15 protein-coding genes and 2 pseudogenes are annotated in these 16,388 nt (G+C 63.2%); 6 read left to right on the top strand and 11 right to left on the bottom strand.

The annotated features are described in order from the left end of the window. Positions 1 to 69 precede the first annotated feature (69 nt). The 7 genes and pseudogenes from AC3ANQ_RS12905 to AC3ANQ_RS12875 all read right to left on the bottom strand — a co-directional run. On the bottom strand, positions 70 to 633 hold the full coding sequence (locus tag AC3ANQ_RS12905; protein ID WP_488301415.1) for an ArsR/SmtB family transcription factor: 564 nt from the start codon (positions 631 to 633) through the stop codon (positions 70 to 72). Continuing rightward, positions 630 to 1,472, bottom strand: a complete 843-nt coding sequence (locus tag AC3ANQ_RS12900) for an ATP-binding cassette domain-containing protein (RefSeq protein WP_488301414.1) — start codon at positions 1,470 to 1,472, stop codon at positions 630 to 632. The genes AC3ANQ_RS12905 and AC3ANQ_RS12900 overlap by 4 nt, the downstream gene beginning before the upstream one ends. Positions 1,473 to 1,476: 4 nt before the next feature. After that, positions 1,477 to 2,535 (bottom strand): ABC transporter permease, encoded by a 1,059-nt coding sequence (locus AC3ANQ_RS12895; RefSeq protein WP_488301413.1) that lies wholly within the window; start codon positions 2,533 to 2,535, stop codon positions 1,477 to 1,479. 93 nt (positions 2,536 to 2,628) lie between these two features. After that, positions 2,629 to 3,675, bottom strand: a complete 1,047-nt coding sequence (locus AC3ANQ_RS12890; protein WP_488301412.1) for a sugar ABC transporter substrate-binding protein — start codon at positions 3,673 to 3,675, stop codon at positions 2,629 to 2,631. A gap of 480 nt (positions 3,676 to 4,155) precedes the next feature. Beyond that, entirely contained in the window at positions 4,156 to 4,956 is an 801-nt protein-coding gene (locus AC3ANQ_RS12885) for a LacI family DNA-binding transcriptional regulator (protein ID WP_488305322.1), read from the bottom strand. Between the two features lie 57 nt (positions 4,957 to 5,013). Then, positions 5,014 to 5,184, bottom strand: a pseudogene (locus AC3ANQ_RS12880) (LacI family DNA-binding transcriptional regulator); the annotation flags it as partial. Positions 5,185 to 5,399: 215 nt separating this feature from the next. Further along, a pseudogene (locus AC3ANQ_RS12875) lies at positions 5,400 to 5,620 on the bottom strand (IS110 family transposase); the annotation flags it as partial. A 463-nt stretch (positions 5,621 to 6,083) separates the two neighbouring features. Here AC3ANQ_RS12875 and AC3ANQ_RS12870 point away from each other — a divergent pair. The 6 genes from AC3ANQ_RS12870 (at position 6,084) to AC3ANQ_RS12845 (ending at position 12,497) form a co-directional block, all read left to right on the top strand. After that, complete coding sequence (locus tag AC3ANQ_RS12870) at positions 6,084 to 7,088, top strand: LacI family DNA-binding transcriptional regulator (RefSeq protein ID WP_488301411.1); 1,005 nt, start codon at positions 6,084 to 6,086, stop codon at positions 7,086 to 7,088. 132 nt (positions 7,089 to 7,220) lie between these two features. Then, complete coding sequence (locus AC3ANQ_RS12865; RefSeq protein ID WP_488301410.1) at positions 7,221 to 8,477, top strand: sugar ABC transporter substrate-binding protein; 1,257 nt, start codon at positions 7,221 to 7,223, stop codon at positions 8,475 to 8,477. Positions 8,478 to 8,504: 27 nt separating this feature from the next. Next, complete coding sequence (locus AC3ANQ_RS12860) at positions 8,505 to 9,476, top strand: carbohydrate ABC transporter permease (RefSeq protein ID WP_488301409.1); 972 nt, start codon at positions 8,505 to 8,507, stop codon at positions 9,474 to 9,476. A 53-nt stretch (positions 9,477 to 9,529) separates the two neighbouring features. Further along, the gene (locus AC3ANQ_RS12855; protein WP_488305321.1) at positions 9,530 to 10,291 is read left to right on the top strand and encodes a carbohydrate ABC transporter permease; all 762 of its coding nucleotides are present in this window, start codon (positions 9,530 to 9,532) and stop codon (positions 10,289 to 10,291) included. 43 nt (positions 10,292 to 10,334) lie between these two features. After that, positions 10,335 to 12,245 carry a glycoside hydrolase family 127 protein gene (locus tag AC3ANQ_RS12850; protein WP_488301408.1) on the top strand — a complete coding sequence of 637 codons (1,911 nt, stop codon included), beginning with the start codon at positions 10,335 to 10,337 and terminating at the stop codon, positions 12,243 to 12,245. Between the two features lie 42 nt (positions 12,246 to 12,287). Beyond that, a complete protein-coding gene (locus AC3ANQ_RS12845; RefSeq protein WP_488301407.1) occupies positions 12,288 to 12,497 on the top strand; it encodes a hypothetical protein in 210 nt (69 codons plus the stop codon). A gap of 30 nt (positions 12,498 to 12,527) precedes the next feature. On the opposite strand, the gene AC3ANQ_RS12840 is transcribed toward AC3ANQ_RS12845, so the two are convergent. From AC3ANQ_RS12840 to AC3ANQ_RS12825, 4 genes are all read right to left on the bottom strand, one after another. Next, on the bottom strand, positions 12,528 to 12,734 hold the full coding sequence (locus AC3ANQ_RS12840) for a YegP family protein (RefSeq protein ID WP_488301406.1): 207 nt from the start codon (positions 12,732 to 12,734) through the stop codon (positions 12,528 to 12,530). A gap of 154 nt (positions 12,735 to 12,888) precedes the next feature. Further along, positions 12,889 to 13,668, bottom strand: a complete 780-nt coding sequence (locus tag AC3ANQ_RS12835; protein WP_488301405.1) for an enoyl-CoA hydratase/isomerase family protein — start codon at positions 13,666 to 13,668, stop codon at positions 12,889 to 12,891. Continuing rightward, the gene (locus tag AC3ANQ_RS12830) at positions 13,665 to 14,960 is read right to left on the bottom strand and encodes a CaiB/BaiF CoA transferase family protein (protein WP_488301404.1); all 1,296 of its coding nucleotides are present in this window, start codon (positions 14,958 to 14,960) and stop codon (positions 13,665 to 13,667) included. Before AC3ANQ_RS12830 ends, AC3ANQ_RS12835 begins: the two co-directional genes overlap by 4 nt. Beyond that, positions 14,957 to 16,276, bottom strand: coding sequence for an MFS transporter (locus AC3ANQ_RS12825; RefSeq protein ID WP_488301403.1), 1,320 nt, complete (start codon positions 16,274 to 16,276; stop codon positions 14,957 to 14,959). Before AC3ANQ_RS12825 ends, AC3ANQ_RS12830 begins: the two co-directional genes overlap by 4 nt. Positions 16,277 to 16,388 lie beyond the last annotated feature (112 nt).

Here is a 16,388-nt window from a genome sequence, read left to right as displayed (position 1 = left end):
TCCGCTGCGGGCGCAAGGCCCGGCCTCCGGATACGCTTGCCGGGACGGGTATGAACATCCATGGGAAGTTCAGGAAGCGGTCGAGGAAGCGGCCCAGTCGCGTAGATGATTCAGGTGGTCGGCTCCGCTCCGCGTGGCGGTGCCGTCCCGAGTCGCGTCGAGCAGCGCACGCCGTAGGGCGATCTGGTCGACGGTGGGAGCGAATGTGTAGGTCTTGCTCCGCCCGTGGGCGGAGCTGATCACGAAGCCCCGCCCATGCAGTGCGGCCAGGTGCTGATAGATGCTGGACGGCGAGATATCCAGCGCTGCTGCAAAGTCGCCGACCGTGTCCTGTCCCTCCAGAAGGAGGGACAGGAGGTGGAGCTTGGCGGGGCTGAAAAGTAGGCTCGGGTCGAGAACGGGCGCGCTTCCTTCCTTTTCCCGACCGGGGCCGCGGTTATCCGGGACGGTTGCTCGGGATGCTCCCCGCTGCGGTGCGACCGTGGCTTGGATCCTCTTGGAGTGACCAGAGGATGTCCTCTTGGGGCTCGGTACTGCCAAGCCCTCCTGATGCCGTGAGTCCCGGAGCCGGGACGGCGCGATTGATCGGATCGGCCGGTCTTGCCGGCCCGGCTCCGGGACGTTTGGGCTCATTTCTCGTTCAGAATCCTTTCGAGGTCCTCTGGTTCAGGTGCGTGTCCGTCGTGGGCCTGCTCAAAGGCGGAGATCTCGGCTTCGAGCTCGGCCATGGCCTCGCCCCCGGCCATGAGGTCGGTGATCTCCTCGCGTGTGCGCTCGCCCTTGTGGAAGTCGGCGGCCAGTGCACCGTGGATGAGGACGGCGAAGTGGTCTCCGACCTTCATCGCGTGCGTGACGTTGTGGGTCACGAGAATGACGGCAAGGCCTTGCTGGCGCGCCTGCATGATGATGCGCAGGACGTGGGTCGCCTCCTTGACGCCGAGCGCAGCGGTGGGTTCGTCGAGGATGAGTAGCTTGGCGCCGAAGTGCACGGCGCGGCCGATGGCAAGGGCCTGCCGCTCGCCGCCGGAGAGGCCGCCGACAAGGCGGTCCCCGTCGGTGATGCGGGTGATGCCGAGGCTCCGCATCTCGCGCACGGCGACCTCGCCTGCGAACTTGCGGTCGAAGCGCTTGAACGGTCCCCACCCCTTCTTGGGCTCGGCGCCGACGAAGAAGCATCGGCCGATGCTCATCAGGGGGAAGGTCCCGCCGAACTGGTGGACCGTGGCGATCCCGCGGTCGCTGGCGTCCCGGGGGCTCTTGAACACGACGCGCTCGCCCTCGACGTCCATGGTTCCCGAGGTCGGCTCGTGGAAGCCCGAGAGCACCTTGATCAGGGTGGACTTGCCGGCGCCGTTGTCTCCGAGCAGGCAGAGGACCTCACCGCGCTTGACCTCGAGGGAGATGTCGTTGAGAACCTGGGTTGAGCCGAACGACTTGCAGACGTCGGTCAGCTTCAGGAATGGGGCATTCATTTGGTCAGGCCTTCTTCTTCGGAGTGCCGGAGGACAGGGCCATCTTCCGGAAGGTGTTGTTCATGAGAACCGCAACGAGCAGCAGGATGCCGAGGATGAGAGCTGCCCAGTCGGAGTTCCAGCCGGTGTAGTAGATGCCCTGGCTGACGATCGCGAACGTGAGGGTTCCGAGTACTACGCCGACCACCGATCCGTAGCCGCCGGTAAGGAGCACGCCGCCGACAACGACGGCGATGATCGAGTTGAATACGAACGCCTGGCCGTTGGCGACCTGGGCGCCGTTGTAGAGGATCGTCTGGATCACGCCCACGAGCGACGCGCCCAGCGCCGAGCTCATGTAGAGCCCGATCTTTACCTTCTCGACGGGAATACCCGTGGAGCGGGCGCTGATCGTGTCACCTCCGACGGCGACGATCCAGTTCCCGCGGGGGGCGAAGTGAAGGAACCACCCGACCCCTAGAACGACGGCGATCCACCAGAAGATGGCGACCTCGAACTGGCCCGCGATGAGGGTGCCGAACAGGCCTTTTGCCCATTCATCGGGGTTAAGCGAGACGCTGGTGGTGCCGGTGATGACGCGGGAAAAGCCCAGCGTGATGCCTGCGAGGCCGAAGTTCGTCGCCAATGTGACGACGAAGGACGGCACGTTGGTCCTGGTGACGAGGAGCCCGTTGACGAACCCGATGGCGCCGCCAACGACGAGGGCGGCGACGATGCCGACGATCGTAGGCAGGCCCCAATAGCCCGAGACGATCGCCGTGGTCATCGAGCTTGCGGCGATCACCGAGCCGACCGAGAGGTCAAGTTCGCCCGCGATCATGAGGAGGCCGACCGGGATGGCGACGATGCCGAGTTCAGCGGCAACATTGAGCCAGCTGGCCGAACCGCCGCTGGAGAGGAATTGTCCGCCGCCGAAGATGGCGAAGAACACGAAGACCGCCAGCGTGCCGATGAGCGCACCGGCCTCGGGCCGACGGAGGAAGGACAAGGATACCGGAGGCGCTGTTCGCGCCTTCCGTTTGGCGGAGACCTCGGACGGGCCGTGGGTCATGTTAACTGCCATGGTTGGATTACCACCTTCAATACGGGACGCGACGGCTTTGACGCGCCCGGGAATCGGGAGCCGGGCCCTGTGGGTTCAGGGCCCGGCTCGTCGTTAGCGGACGCCGGCCTGGTCGCCGGCGAGGACCTGGTTGACGTTCTGCGAGTCGATAATCGCAGGACCGGTCAGGACGGGACGCTGCGGAAGGTTGAGGCCATATGAAACATAGGAGTTGGCCATGGACACCGAGAGGTAGCCCTGCATGTAGGGTTGCTGGTCGATCGCGAACAGGACGGACCCGTTCTTGATGTTGTTCAGCGTTGCCGTGTCCATGTCGAAGGTCGCCGGCTTGACCTTCCCGGTCAGGTTCGCCTGCTGAACCGCGCTGACCGCGCTGCCGGCATCAGAGGTGCTGATCGTGACGACCGAGTCGATGCTGGGATCCTTGAGCACCGCGGCCTTGATCGCCTGGGCGACGGCGGTCTGGTTGCCGAATTGGGAGGAGGGGAGCGGCAGCTCGGTCGAGGTTCCGCCGTTGGCCTTGATCCCGTCTGCAATGCCGCGGCACCGGTCCTCGGTGTTCGTCGAACCCGGGAGGGTGTTCACGCAAAGGGAGTGCTTGACGTCGTGCTGGCCGAGATACTTGCCGCCGGCCGACCCGGCGGTGTATTCCTCGCTGCCGACGTAGTTGATCGCGCTCGCCTTATCGGCGGCCTGGAGGCCCCCGGCGTTGTAGATGATGAGCGGGATCTTCTTATCCGTCACGCGTTTGAGGGCTGCGTCTTCGGCGTCGGGCACCCAGTCCGGGGCGATGACCGCCGTAGCGCCCTGGCTCAAGGCCGAGTCGATCAGCTTGGCCGCGTCGGGGCCGAGGTTGTCGTAGTTCTGCGGGCCGAGGAATGTCACCGAGCCGCCCTGGGCCTGCACGACCTTGCCTGCGTCGTCGACGCCGCGCTTGACCTTTGACCAGAACGGGTCGTCGGACTTGCCTCCGATGACGAAGATCTTGGCCTTGCCGTTTCCTCCCGCGGCCGCGCCGCTGTTCGAGCCGGACGCGTTACCGGACTGGGAGCACGCGCTTGTCGCCAGTACGGCGAGTACCGCTGCTGCGGCCATGACCCGGCGGTTCCTCGCCATTCGGGCGATTGACTTCATCGTCATCAGATATTCCCTTTCACAGAGCCGGACCGATTTATGGAGCGGTCCAAATCCAAGGCGTTCCAATGTGGCGCCCATCACACAATGGCGCATGGCAATGGCCGATGTCAATACTTTGTTAGAACAATTTGGAGCGCTCTTACGATTGCTCTCGACTGGACCGCCAGCGACGCTTGAAACGCGGCAACCGCCATGTTTTGGGGTGGGCGGATCCACAGTGCTTATCCGCCGCGGTCTGCCAGAGCGGAGGAGCGCCTTAGGGGCAGATGAACGCGATCTTTGCGCGTCGGGAGGCGAAGTGGCCGGGATAGGTCAGGGCGGAGTGCCGTTGAGGCTGGAGCGCGCGGGCCATCAGCTAGGGGAGCGGGGGCCATATCTGAACCGGCAGGCTTGAGACACGGGGACCCCCGAAAGCTATCCGCGCCCCCAGGACTCGGGAGAGTTGTCGAACTTAGGCGGCTCCAAGCGTCGACCAGAGGTCAATCAGCGGTGCATCACCCTGGGGCGCCCCGTGCTCGAACGGACGACGAGTGTTGGCTCGAGGACAATTTCCCGTCCCTCAACGTCCGAGCCATCGCATCGGGCGACGATCCGCTCGATGGCGGCACGGGCCATCTCGTGCGGCCGCTGGGCAACGCTGGTGAGGTCGAAGGCGGGATTGTGGGCGAGATGGCTATCGTCCCACCCAACAACCGAGATGCCGCCGGGGACGTCGATTCCTTCGCGGGCGAAGAGGCTCACGGCAGCTGCCGCCGTATCGTCGTTGAAGGCGACCACCGCGGTCGGCAATTCGGCCACGGCAAGTAATTCGCCCGCAGCCCTGAGCCCGTCAAGGGAATCTTCCCCGCCGGAGACCACCATAGTTTCCCCGCTAAGTCCACGCTGTCCCATGGCCTTGATGTACGCCTCGCGGCGCGCGTTGGCCACCAGGCCACTACCGCCATCCAGGTGGGCGATGCGCCGATGCCCAAGATCGGCGAGATGGGTCACCGCCAAGGCCATTCCGTGTTCGTCGGAGGTCCGAACGACGTCGACGGACTCGTGATCGACACTCCAGCCCATTACTGTCACGGGAATGGTCCCGGCCATGGCCGGCTGCGCCACGGGCGGTCCTAGCATGACGAGACCGTCGAACCTGAAGTCGGCAAGAGAATCCAGCGCCTGTTGTTCGCCCCGTTCCGGGGTGAGGGCACTGAGGATGAGGTCGTATCCATGATCGGCAGCCGCCGCGTAGAGGCCTTCGAGGAGATCGAAGTGGAAGTGGCCGGCTCCGCCGAATGTCACGCCAATTAGGCGAGACGTCGGGCTGGCCAAGGACCTGGCACGGCGGTCCGGCCTGTAGTTGAGCATTCGGGCGGCGGCCATAACCCGGAGGCGAGTCATGGAGGTAGGGCCGGGCTCTTCCCGAATGACAAGGGAAGCCATCGCACGTGACACCCCAGCCTGTTTAGCGACGTCCTCGAGCGTCACACGTCGCACGGGAGTCCGATTCTGCTTATCGTGCACTACCATCTCGAATCGGTTCCCATCGTCGGCTATGGCCGTAGGCCTTCCGAGCTTCCTGACTTGTACTGACGGTCCCGAGCGTATCACTTGGTCATTTAGGCGAAGCCGGAGATCCGCGCAACATCCTACCGCCCCGGCGGGTCCAATTCGGAGTAGTCGCGGCGCGGCGAGATGCAACCACCACCGGCACCGACGCTCATGCTTGAGGCTGCTTCGTGTGGTCATTTTGTGGGCAGGTCTCTGCGTGCCGTCCCGGGAGATCCAGGGCGCTCGGCAGGGAAGATGACGTCGCAGCGTCGGCGGGCCAGGCAGATGACCGCGGCGTTGTGTTTCTTTCCCTGTGCCCGTTCTTTTCGTAGTAGTCCTTGGACGCCGGGTGGTGGTGGCTGGCGATCCATGCGGATCTGAAGAACGCGTTCTTGAGCTGTTTGTTGCCGGAACGACGATTGCACGCCGTTCTTTGAGTTCCTTGATCTGGGCGGCGACGCGTGGAATCACGAGTTCAGACGTGCTCCAGGGCGGGGAAGATCTGCAGGAGCAGGCAGACATTTGCGGGCGCCGAAGCTGACTCCAGGGCATTTCCGGACCTCTTATCGACGCTACGCCGCGATTCGAATCGGTTCGACAATAGACGGGAGTGTATGTGACCTGCGGCACGTTGCTAACAGGATCTTCACAAAAGTGGACGCGCAAACATCCCCTGACGGATAGCTGCCTGCGAAAAATGCTGAGAAAATCCCCGAATGAGGGCCAGATATCTCCCCTTCGAGGACCCATTCAACTCGGGTCCCGGGAAAACATTTTTCAAAGATCGAACCGATTCGACTTGTGCAAGTCGGCTTGGCTTGGTAACTTCATCGAACCGGTTCGTTGAGTGCCGGTTCCTCAAGCAACGAAGGATGGCAATGGCGACAATCGCAGACGTGGCCCGTATTGCGGGTGTCTCCCGGAGCACGGTCTCGTATGCGTTGTCCGGCAAGCGGACCATTTCGGCGAGCACCCAACGCCGGATCGAGGACGCGATCGAAACCCTCGGTTTCACGCCGAATGCGGGCGCCCGGGCGCTTGCGACGTCCCAGACGATGGTGCTGGGTCTTCTCCTGCAGTTCCACGAGGACGAGTTTGCTCCGGCCATGCTCGAGTACATGTTGCCGATTTCCGATTCGGCACGTGAGCTCGGGTACGACATCCTGATGGTGACTGACAGCAATGCGCCCTCGGCTCTGGAGCGGATCACCCGGTCGGGAATGGTGGACGGGGTCGTGCTTCTTGACGTCACCCACCATGATCCGAGGCTTCCTGTTCTGCGCGGGGCCCAGCAGCCCGGGGCGCTTGTCGGCCTGCCCGCGGAAACGGAAGGTCTCGACGTCGTGGACCTCGATTTCGGCGAGGCCGCTCGAATGGCGGTGGATCATCTGTACGGACTGGGCCACCGGGAAATCATTTTGGTTTCCCCGCCCAAGCACGTGTTCGAACGTGGCGGAGCGTATGCGTGGCGTTTCCGGGACGCAGCCCAGGAACGCGCGGCCCGCTATGGGCTCCGGATCTACCCCTACTACGGAGAGTCCCGGCAGCCGGCCATCACGGGCAGCATTAACGCGTTTCTTGATGCTCGTCCGGGTGCCACGGCGATGATCGTGCACAACGATGCTTCGATCGCGGCGCTCCCGACCATACTCAACCAGCGCGGGGTCAAGGTTCCTGACGACCTCTCGGTGGTCAGCCTCTACTCCAGAAATTTCGGCCGCGCGTTCTCGTTGTCGTACACCGCCATCGAGACGTCTCCCGATCTGCTCGGCCAGCACGCTGTACAACAGCTAGTTCGCCGCATCACCAATCCGGCCGAAGCGGGCGCACCTGTGACCCGATTCATCGCCCCCGAACTCACCGACCGGGGCAGTACCCGCTAGGGCCGCCATCCCGCCCCACCAAGTAACACGGGAACACCGTTTCACCGCAGCAGCACCGTTCAATGCACAACAACGCCCTACGCATCGTCGAACCGATTCGACAAACATATGGATTATTCAAGGAGGAATATCATGATCACCAAGAAGAAAACCCGGATCCTGGGGGCCGCCGTCGTAGCCGCGGCCGTTACCGGCAGCCTCTTTGGCTGCGCGTCGACGGCGGGCAGCAGCACGAGCGCCGCGGCGCCGTCCGGGGAGTACAGCTTCTGGGATCCCTACCCGCAGTTCGACACTTCCAGCGACTGGGCAAAACTGATCGACAAGTGCGGCAAGGACGCAGGCGTCACGATCAAACGCACCGGCTACGACACCTCGGACCTGACCAACAAAGCGCTGCTGGCTGGCCAGCAGGGCAATTCCCCCGATCTCCTTCTGGTCGACAACCCGGTGGTCTCCACCCTGGCCCAGGCCGGTGTCCTGAATTCCACCGACGACGTCAAGCTCGACACGGGCGCTGTCCAGACGAACATCCTCCAGGCCGGCGTCGTCGACGGCAAAACCTATGGCGTGCCGATCGGCGCCAACACGCTCGCCTTGTACTACAACAAGAAGGTCCTGAGCCAGGCAGGGGTGGACATCAACTCCGTCAAGGACTGGAACTCGCTCACCGCCGCACTGGCGAAGGTCAAGGCTGCCGGTAAGAAGGGCATCACGTTCTCTGCCATCGGAACCGAAGAGGGCAGCTTCCAGTTCCTGCCGTGGTTCTGGGGTGCCGGCGCGGACCTCAAGAAGCTCGACTCCGACCAGGCGGCTTCAGCCCTCGCGTTGTGGACGGACTGGGTGAAGAACGGCTACGCCCCCAACTCGGTCATCAACAACACCCAGACCACCAGCTGGCAGGAATTCGCCAGCGGAGACTACGCATTCAGCGAAAACGGGACCTGGCAGCTCGGCAATGTGAAGAAAGCCGGGATCGACTACGGCATCCTGACCATCCCCGCAGCCAAGGGCGGAGCGGCCGCCGCGCCGACCGGCGGAGAATTCATGACCCTTCCGGTCCAGAAAGACACAGCCCGCTACAGCACCTCGGTCAAGATTGCCCAGTGCCTCACCAACACCGCAAACTCCGTGACCACCGACAACACCCTGTCCTACATCGCCCCGACCAAGCCCGCTCAGGACCAGCAGGTCGCACAGAATGCTGAACTGAAGCCGTGGGTGGATGCGGTTGCTGCCGCGAAGGGTCGCACCAGCGACAACCTCGGCACCAACTACCCGAAGATCTCCCAGCAGCTCTGGGGCGCTGTGCAAAACGCATTGAGCGGTTCCCAGACCCCGCAGACGGCCCTGCAAACCGCCCAGTCCGCGGCAGCAGCGGCGACAAAATAGGCACCCAAAGTAGCTGAGAGTCGCACCATGACGAATTCGCAGACCCTTCCTGCGCAATCTGTCCAACGTCGCGGCGGGGTGGGCAACACCCCGCCGCACGGCGATGGCAGGAAGAAAACACCGTCCGGAAAATGGGCCGCCTGGGCCTTCCTGGCACCGCTTGTGATCTACATGGTCACCTTCTACGCATACCCGCTGTTTCGAAACGTTGAGCTCAGCCTCAGGAACTACACCGTCCGGTCATTCGTCCAGGGGAATGCCCCGTTTGTCTGGTTCGAGAATTACGTCAAGGTTTTCGAGAACCCGACCTTCGGCCCGGCGCTTCTGCACACGGCGCTTTTCACCGTCATCTCGATCGTGTTCCAGTTCACCATCGGCATGGCCCTTGCGGTCTTCTTTTACCAACACTTCCGCCTGTCGGGCACGCTGCGGGCACTGTTCCTGGTCCCTTGGCTGCTGCCGCTGATCGTGTCCGCCTCAACGTGGTCCTGGATGCTGAATAGCGACTCGGGCGTCGTCAACTCCTTCCTGGAGGCGTTCGGCATCGGTCAGATCAACTGGCTCACGTCCCCGCAATGGGCGCTGACCTCCGTGATCATCGCGAACATCTGGATCGGCATCCCTTTCAACCTCGTGATTCTCTACAGCGGCCTGCAGAACATTCCTACAGATCTGTACGAGGCGGCATCGCTGGACGGCGCCAATGCCTGGCAGACCTTCTGGCGAATCACCTTCCCGTTGCTCCGACCCGTCTCGGCGATCACCATCCTGCTGGGTCTGGTCTACACCTTGAAGGTTTTCGACATCATCTGGATCATGACAAAAGGCGGTCCGGGCAACGCCTCGACCACGTTCGCGACTTGGTCTTACCAACTCGGTTTCGGATCGGTACTGCCCGCGTTCAGCCCCGCCGCGTCGGTCGGTAACCTCCTGATCATCCTCGCGCTCGTCTTCGGGCTCGTCTACATCCGTATTCAGCGAAAGCAGGACCTCTCGTGAAGCGCCGTTCCAGCCTCTGGAAGACAATCGTCGGGATTGTCCTGACGGCCCTGATGCTCTTCCCGGTGTACTGGATGATCAATGTCTCGCTCACTCCTACCAAGGAGATGCGCAAGAGCCCGCCCGACTGGTTCCCCATCCACCCAACGTTTGAGGGCTACCAGGCCGTGCTGAGCCAACAGCTCCCTTACCTGGGGACCAGCCTGATCGTGGGGCTAGGCACCGTGGTCCTGACCGTCGCCCTCGCCGCGCCGGCCGCGTTTTCGCTGGCCAAACTGCGGCCGGCCGGAAGAGGGATTCTCAATTTCGTGCTGCTGATCGCCCAGATGATCCCCGGAATCATCATGGCCATGGGCTTCTACGCCATCTTCCTTGGCATGGGCGTCCTGAACACCGTGTGGGGGCTGATTGTTGCCGACTCAACGATTGCCGTGCCGTTCGGGGTCCTGATCTTCTCCGCTTTCATGGCCGGCATCCCCAATGAACTCATGCAGGCGGCAAAAATCGACGGCGCCGGAACCTGGCGCACCTTCCGGTCGATCGTCCTGCCGGTCAGCCGCAACTCGATCGTCACCGTTTCGCTCTTCGCGTTCCTCTGGGCATGGTCCGATTTCATCTTCTCGTCAACGCTGAACAGCGGCGGAAGCATGCAGACCATCACTCTCGGAATCTACAAATACATCGGGAACAACAACCAGGACTGGAACGCGATCATGGCGACCGCCGTCGTCGCGTCCGTCCCGGCTGCGGTGCTGCTGGTTCTGGCCCAGAAGTACGTCGCCGCCGGAGTCACTGCCGGGGCCGTCAAAGACTAACGCGCCTCGACGCCGGCTATTCCACCCGAGAAAGGGAAATTTCGTGACCATCATCAAGGAAACAACCATGATTGGCGGACCTGTCCGGCCCGTGTCATCCCGCCTCACGCCGCTGGCCCAGGACGAAATCCGCATTATCGGCGGATTCTGGGGCGAAAAGCAGTCGCTCAACGCCGACACCATCATTGAGCATTGCCGCACCTGGATGGAACGCATCGGATGGATCGCGAACTTTGACCGGGTGGCTGACGGGACCATCGCCGCAACCCACACGGGCATCGAATTCGTGGATTCGGAAGTGTACAAGCTCCTCGAGGCGATGGCGTGGGAACTTGCCCGCAAGCCCAGCCCGGAGTTGCAGTCCAGGTTCGAGGACATCGTCCGCCGTGTTGCCGCGGTGCAGGATGCCGACGGCTATCTCCACACGAGCTTCGGGCACCCCGGCCAGCGGGCCCGCTACTCCGACCTTGAATGGGGCCACGAACTGTACTGCTTCGGGCACCTCATCCAGGCCGCCGTCGCACGTTTCCGCACCGGCCACGACGACCTTCTGGTGACAACCGCGAGGAAGCTGGCGGACCACGTCTACCGTGAATTCGGGCCGGAGGGAAGAAACGCCGTCTGCGGGCACCCCGAAATCGAGACCGCCCTTGCTGAATTCGCCCGCGTAACAGGCGACGACCGTTACCGGGACCTCGCCCAACTCTTCCTGGAACGCCGCGGACACCGGACCCTGAAAACCACCCTGTTCCAAGGACATGAATACTTCCTGGACGACATACCCGTCCGCGACGCTACCGTTCTTCGCGGGCACGCCGTTCGCGCTCTCTACCTGTCCGCTGCCGCCGTCGACATTGCCTCCGACACCGCGGACCAGCAGCTTCTCTCGGCAGTTGAACGGCAATGGGACCGCACGGTGGCGTGCCGAACCTACGTCACGGGAGGGCTGGGCGCCCACCACCAGAACGAAGAGTTTGGCCACGACTACGAACTGCCCGCGGACCGTGCATACTCAGAAACTTGCGCGGGCATCGCGTCGGTCATGCTCGGCTGGCGCCTGTTGCTGGAAACCGGATCAGCGAAATACGCCGACCTCATGGAACGCACGCTGCTCAACAACGTCCTCGCCTCCCCGAGGGAGGACGGACGTGCGTTCTACTACACCAACACTCTGCACCAGCGAGTCCCGGGGGAGATGCTGGCGCAGGACCAACTAAGCGAGCGGGCCGAGGCAAGCATGCGCGCGCCATGGTTCGAAGTGTCGTGCTGTCCCACAAATGTGGCCCGCACCCTGGCGAGCATCCATTCGTATTTCGCGACAACAGACGACGACGGCGTCCAGCTGCACCAGTTCGCGGATCTGGACATCGCCACGACAACCGGCAACGGTCAGCCCGTCTCGCTGAGCGTTCGAACGGCATACCCGCTCGAGGGCCAGGTCCTGATCACGGTGCTTGAAGAAGCCCACCTGACCCTGAGCATCCGCATCCCGTCATGGGCCCGCGGAGCCGCAACCGCGACGGTCAACGACGAACCAGTCCCCGTCGACGGGGACTATTTGAAGATCACCCGCGACTTCACGCCAGGCAGCATGGTGAAAGTGTCCTTGCCGATGGAAGCCCGGATCGTCGTCCCCTCTCCCCGGATAGATGGCATCCGAGGCACAGCAGCGATCGAGCGCGGCCCCCTCGTCCTTTGCCTGGAATCGATCGACCTTCCCGAACACGCCTCGTTCGATGACATCACCATCGATCCGCAACAGATCCCCCAAACAACCGACGACGGCGCCACACTCACCGCCCGCCTCCGGCCGGGTGGAGGGAGGGATGACTGGCCCTACGGAGCGCCGTTAGCAAACACAACAGACGCAATGCTCGACATCACCCTGCGGCCCTACCACCGCTGGGCGAACAGGGGACCGAGCGCCATGCGCGTCTGGATCCCCATCGCCTAGTGAGTTCCGTCAATATCTGAACCCGCCAAAAGGACGTTTTCCATGGTCACCCTTACCGAACGCATCGACATACGAGTAAATAGCCGCCAGGACCTCGACGATCATCTCGAGGCCGCCGTGCGAGAGCTAAAGGCAGCCGCCCTGCACACCAGGACGCGCGGGATCCTCATCACCCGCCACGTACCGGGCCATTACACGGCTGAACTTTCCGACCAGGTACCCTTCGGAATGACCCGTGAACTCTTTCGCTGACTCCAACACAGTCCGAGTCCACGCTGGACATCAGGGATCTAGTGCTTCGGATACCAAACCGTTGGGGTCAACGATGCGTCCGTTGGCCGCGGCTTCACGTACGGACCAGATTGCTGCGATTGCTGCATCTTCGTTCTCATAAGAAACCGAGGTGAGAAGTACAACTCCATTGTCCGTGACGAGTTGGAACCTCAAGCGGGCGTCCGGGTCAGCATAGAGCTTGAATTGCGCTGCCATAGTCGTGCCCTTTGTGGTTGGTTTCGGTTGGTTCCCCCTCGGCTTGGTGTCCCCGCACATCTCGCTCATGTAAAACCCGGGGGTCTGGTTGGATGATGACGGCCAGATCAGACAATTCCTGGCCGGTCCGGATAGCTCCCATTGCCGTTCCTGCCTAGTGCCGCGGGCTGTGGCGGTGGAGGAAGGAGTTCACTCGCCAGGCGAATTCATGTGGGTCGGATGCGGGGCCTTGTGGTGCGTGCCGGGCGGGGTGTGCGACAGGGCTGAGCCCGAGGTCCACTGCGGCTTTGGATGCCCGCAGTGATGCGGCCGATAGGCCGTCCCAGCGGGTGAGGAGTTCACTTAGTGCCGCGTCGACGTCGTCGTCGGCTACCACTGTGGTGATGAGGCCGATTTCGTTGGCTTGCTGGGCGGTGAGCAGCCGTCCCCCGTAGAGCAGGTCTTTGGTCCTGGATGGGCCGATCCGCAGAGACATCCGGTTGGCGAAGGTCGCCGGCACCAGGAGGCCGAGCCGGGCTATGGGCATGCCGATTTTGGCGGTGTGGTTCATGAGTTGAAGATCGCAGGCCAGTGCGAGTTGGCATCCTGCCCCGGTCGCGAAGCCTTCCACGGCGGCGACGGTGGGGACGGGAAGGTCTTCGATGGCTTGTAGTGCGGCTTCCATGGCGGCGAAGCTGGCGCTGACGGCATCGGGGGAGGCGTCTTCCCATTCCCTGAGGTCTGAGCCGGAACAGAACACGCCTCCCCGGCCGCGGATGACGACGGCTCTGAGCGCTTCGTGTTCTGCCAGTGAGGCGGCTGCGTGTTCCAGGGTTTCCCATTCCTGCTGTCCGAGGGCGTTGAAGCGTTGGCCTGTTCCGATGGTCAGGGTTGCGACGGACCTGGAGTCGTCGAGGGCCATGGTGTCCAGGCCGGCCGGGCTCGGTGAGGTCATTGGACTGCACCGGCTTCGCGTAGGGAAGCTATGCGGTTTGTGCTGAAGCCAAGTCCGGACAGGATGTCATCCGTGTGTTGGCCCAGCAGGGGCGGGGCGGTCCTGATGGAGGCGGGGGTTCGGGTGAGGCGGACGGGACAGCCGACCATTTTCAGTGCCCCGACGGTGGGGTGCTGTAGTTCTGCGACCATGCCCCGTGCGATGACCTGTGGGTCTTTGAGGGCCTGGTCGACGGTCTGGATGGGGCCGACAGGTACACCTGCCTGGTCCAGGGCCTGTACCCATTCGTCGGTGGTTCGGGTGATGATGATCTCTTCGAGGAGGGGGATGAGGGTGGTGCGGTGAGCGACCCTGGAGGGGTTGCTCGCGAACCGTTCGTCGGCCGCCAGATCTGTGCGGTTCAGGGCGGAAGTGAGGCTTCTCCACATTCTGTCGTTTCCCACGGCGACCATGACGAACCCATCGGCGGTGGCAAATGCCTGGTACGGGGCGATGGTGGGGTGGGCCGAGCCATAGCGTTTGGGTGTTTGGCCGCTGGCGAAGTACCCGCTGGAAACATAGGTCAGCCAGGAGACCGAGCCGTCGAGCAGGCTGATGTCAACCCACTGGCCGCGCCCGGTGCGCTTTTTCTCGTGCAGCGCGGCCAGGATGCCGATGGTCGCCCACATGCCGGCGACGAGATCGGCGCTACTGACGCCGACCCTGACCGGCGGTCCGTCTGCTTCACCGGTCACGCTCATGATGCCGCTCCGGGCCTGGGCAATCGCGTCGTAACCGGCACGCAGCGCATCCGGGCCGGTCTGTCCGTAGCCGCTGATGGACGCGTAAACAAGGCCAGGATTCTCCTTGGAGAGGTCCTCGTAGCCCAGGCCAAGGCGGGCCGCCGTCCCCGGCCGGAAATTCTCCACCAACACGTCCGCCTTCAGAGCCAGTTGGCGTACGGTGGCCAGGCCTTCGGCTGACTTCAGGTCAACGGCCAGGCTGCGCTTGTTGCGGTTGACGGAAAGGAAGTAGGCAGCTTCTTCACCTTGGAAGGGCGGGCCCCACTGGCGGGTGTCATCGCCCTGGCCGGGCTGTTCGATTTTGATCACGTCAGCGCCAAGGTCTGCCAGGGTCATGGTGGCGAAGGGGCCCGAGAGTATCCGGGTCAGGTCCAGCACCAATAAATCTGTCAGGGCACCGCCGGACACCTCCTCGGAGGGTGCCGTGAGGGGGATCAGGTCCGGGGCTGGTTCCTGAGGACGGCCACTGCGGGCCCTCGTGTCCCGGACGCTTTCTTCTTGGATGCTCATGCGGCTTTTCCTACGGCTTTCGGGGTTGTGGCGGCGAGGGCGTGTGCGGCCTTGGGCAGCAGGATCAGGGCGGCCATGCTGACGACGGTGCAGATGATGATGTAGATCGAGATGGCCGTTGAATCCCCGTAGTGTTCCAGGAGGGCGGCAGCAATCAGTGGCGCTGGGCCGCCGGCAACAACGCTGGCGAGCTGGTAGCCCATGCCCGCACCGGTGTAGCGGATGTCCGGATCGAAGCTTTCGGCAATCAGTGCTGCCTGCGGCCCGTACTGCATGTCGTGGATTACCAGGCTCACGACGACGGCGATTCCGACCAGGAGTGCATTGCCGGTGTTGAGCAGGCCGAAGTAGGGGAAAGCGAACAGCGCGGTCAGGATGATGCCGGTCCCGTACACCCGGCGGCGGCCGAAACGGTCCGAGAGCCGCCCGAACACGGGGATGCTGATCAGTCCCAGTGCGGCCGCGATGAGGGTGTCATCCAAAATGGAGTTGCTGTTGAGCTTCAGATGCTTGACGGCATACGTGAGGACGAAGGTGATGAACAGGTAGAACGGGGCTTGCTCGGAAGTCCGCAGCAGGGCCGAGAGCAGGATCTGTTTCGGCTGGCGCCGGATGGCCTCCAGAATCGGGCTCTTGACCACCTTGTTCGATGTGCGGACGGCCTCGAACTCCGGGCTTTCGACGACGCGCAGCCGCACGAACAAGCCGACGCCGATCAGCACAATGCTCAGGATGAAGGGAATCCTCCAGCCGAAAGCGGCGAATCCTTCTGTGCCCGTGGCTGCGGAGGTGAGGCGCACGACTCCGGTGGACAGAACAAGGCCCAGCGGCACCCCCATCTGCGGCCAGCTGGCTGACAGGCCCCGTCTCTTCTGGTTTCCCCATTCCATGCTGAGCAGAACGGATCCTCCCCATTCCCCGCCGACGCCGATGCCCTGGATGATCCGCAGCAGCACCAGCAGCACCGGAGCGGCGACGCCGATGCTCTGATACGTGGGAAGGAGTCCGATCAGTACCGTGCCGAAGGCCATCAGGAACAGGGTTGCCATCAGCGTGGTCTTACGGCCGATGCGGTCACCGTAGTGACCAAAGATCGCAGCCCCGACCGGACGTGCCACGAAGCCGACAAACTGGGTGCCGAAGGCCGCCAGAATGCCGGCAAAGGCAGACTGGCCCGGAAAGAACAGCTGCGGAAAAACGAGGGCAGCCGCAGTTCCGTACAGGAAAAAGTCGTACCACTCAATTGTTGTTCCAACCACGCTGGCCACGGTGGCACGCCGTACGGCCTGCTCCCGGGTCACTTGTTGAACAGTCATCATCGCTCCATTGGTCTGATGTTCCGGGCGCGATGCCCGGTAGGGATATTGGGGTTGTGGCTATGCGTCTCAGGGGAATTCATCGAGTTCGCCGTGTCCGGGTCGTTGGGGC

This window comes from Arthrobacter sp. DMZ02-1R (assembly GCF_057747935.1).
The sequence above is the reverse complement of the archived record's forward strand: the minus strand, read 5'-3'. Positions and strand labels throughout refer to the sequence as shown.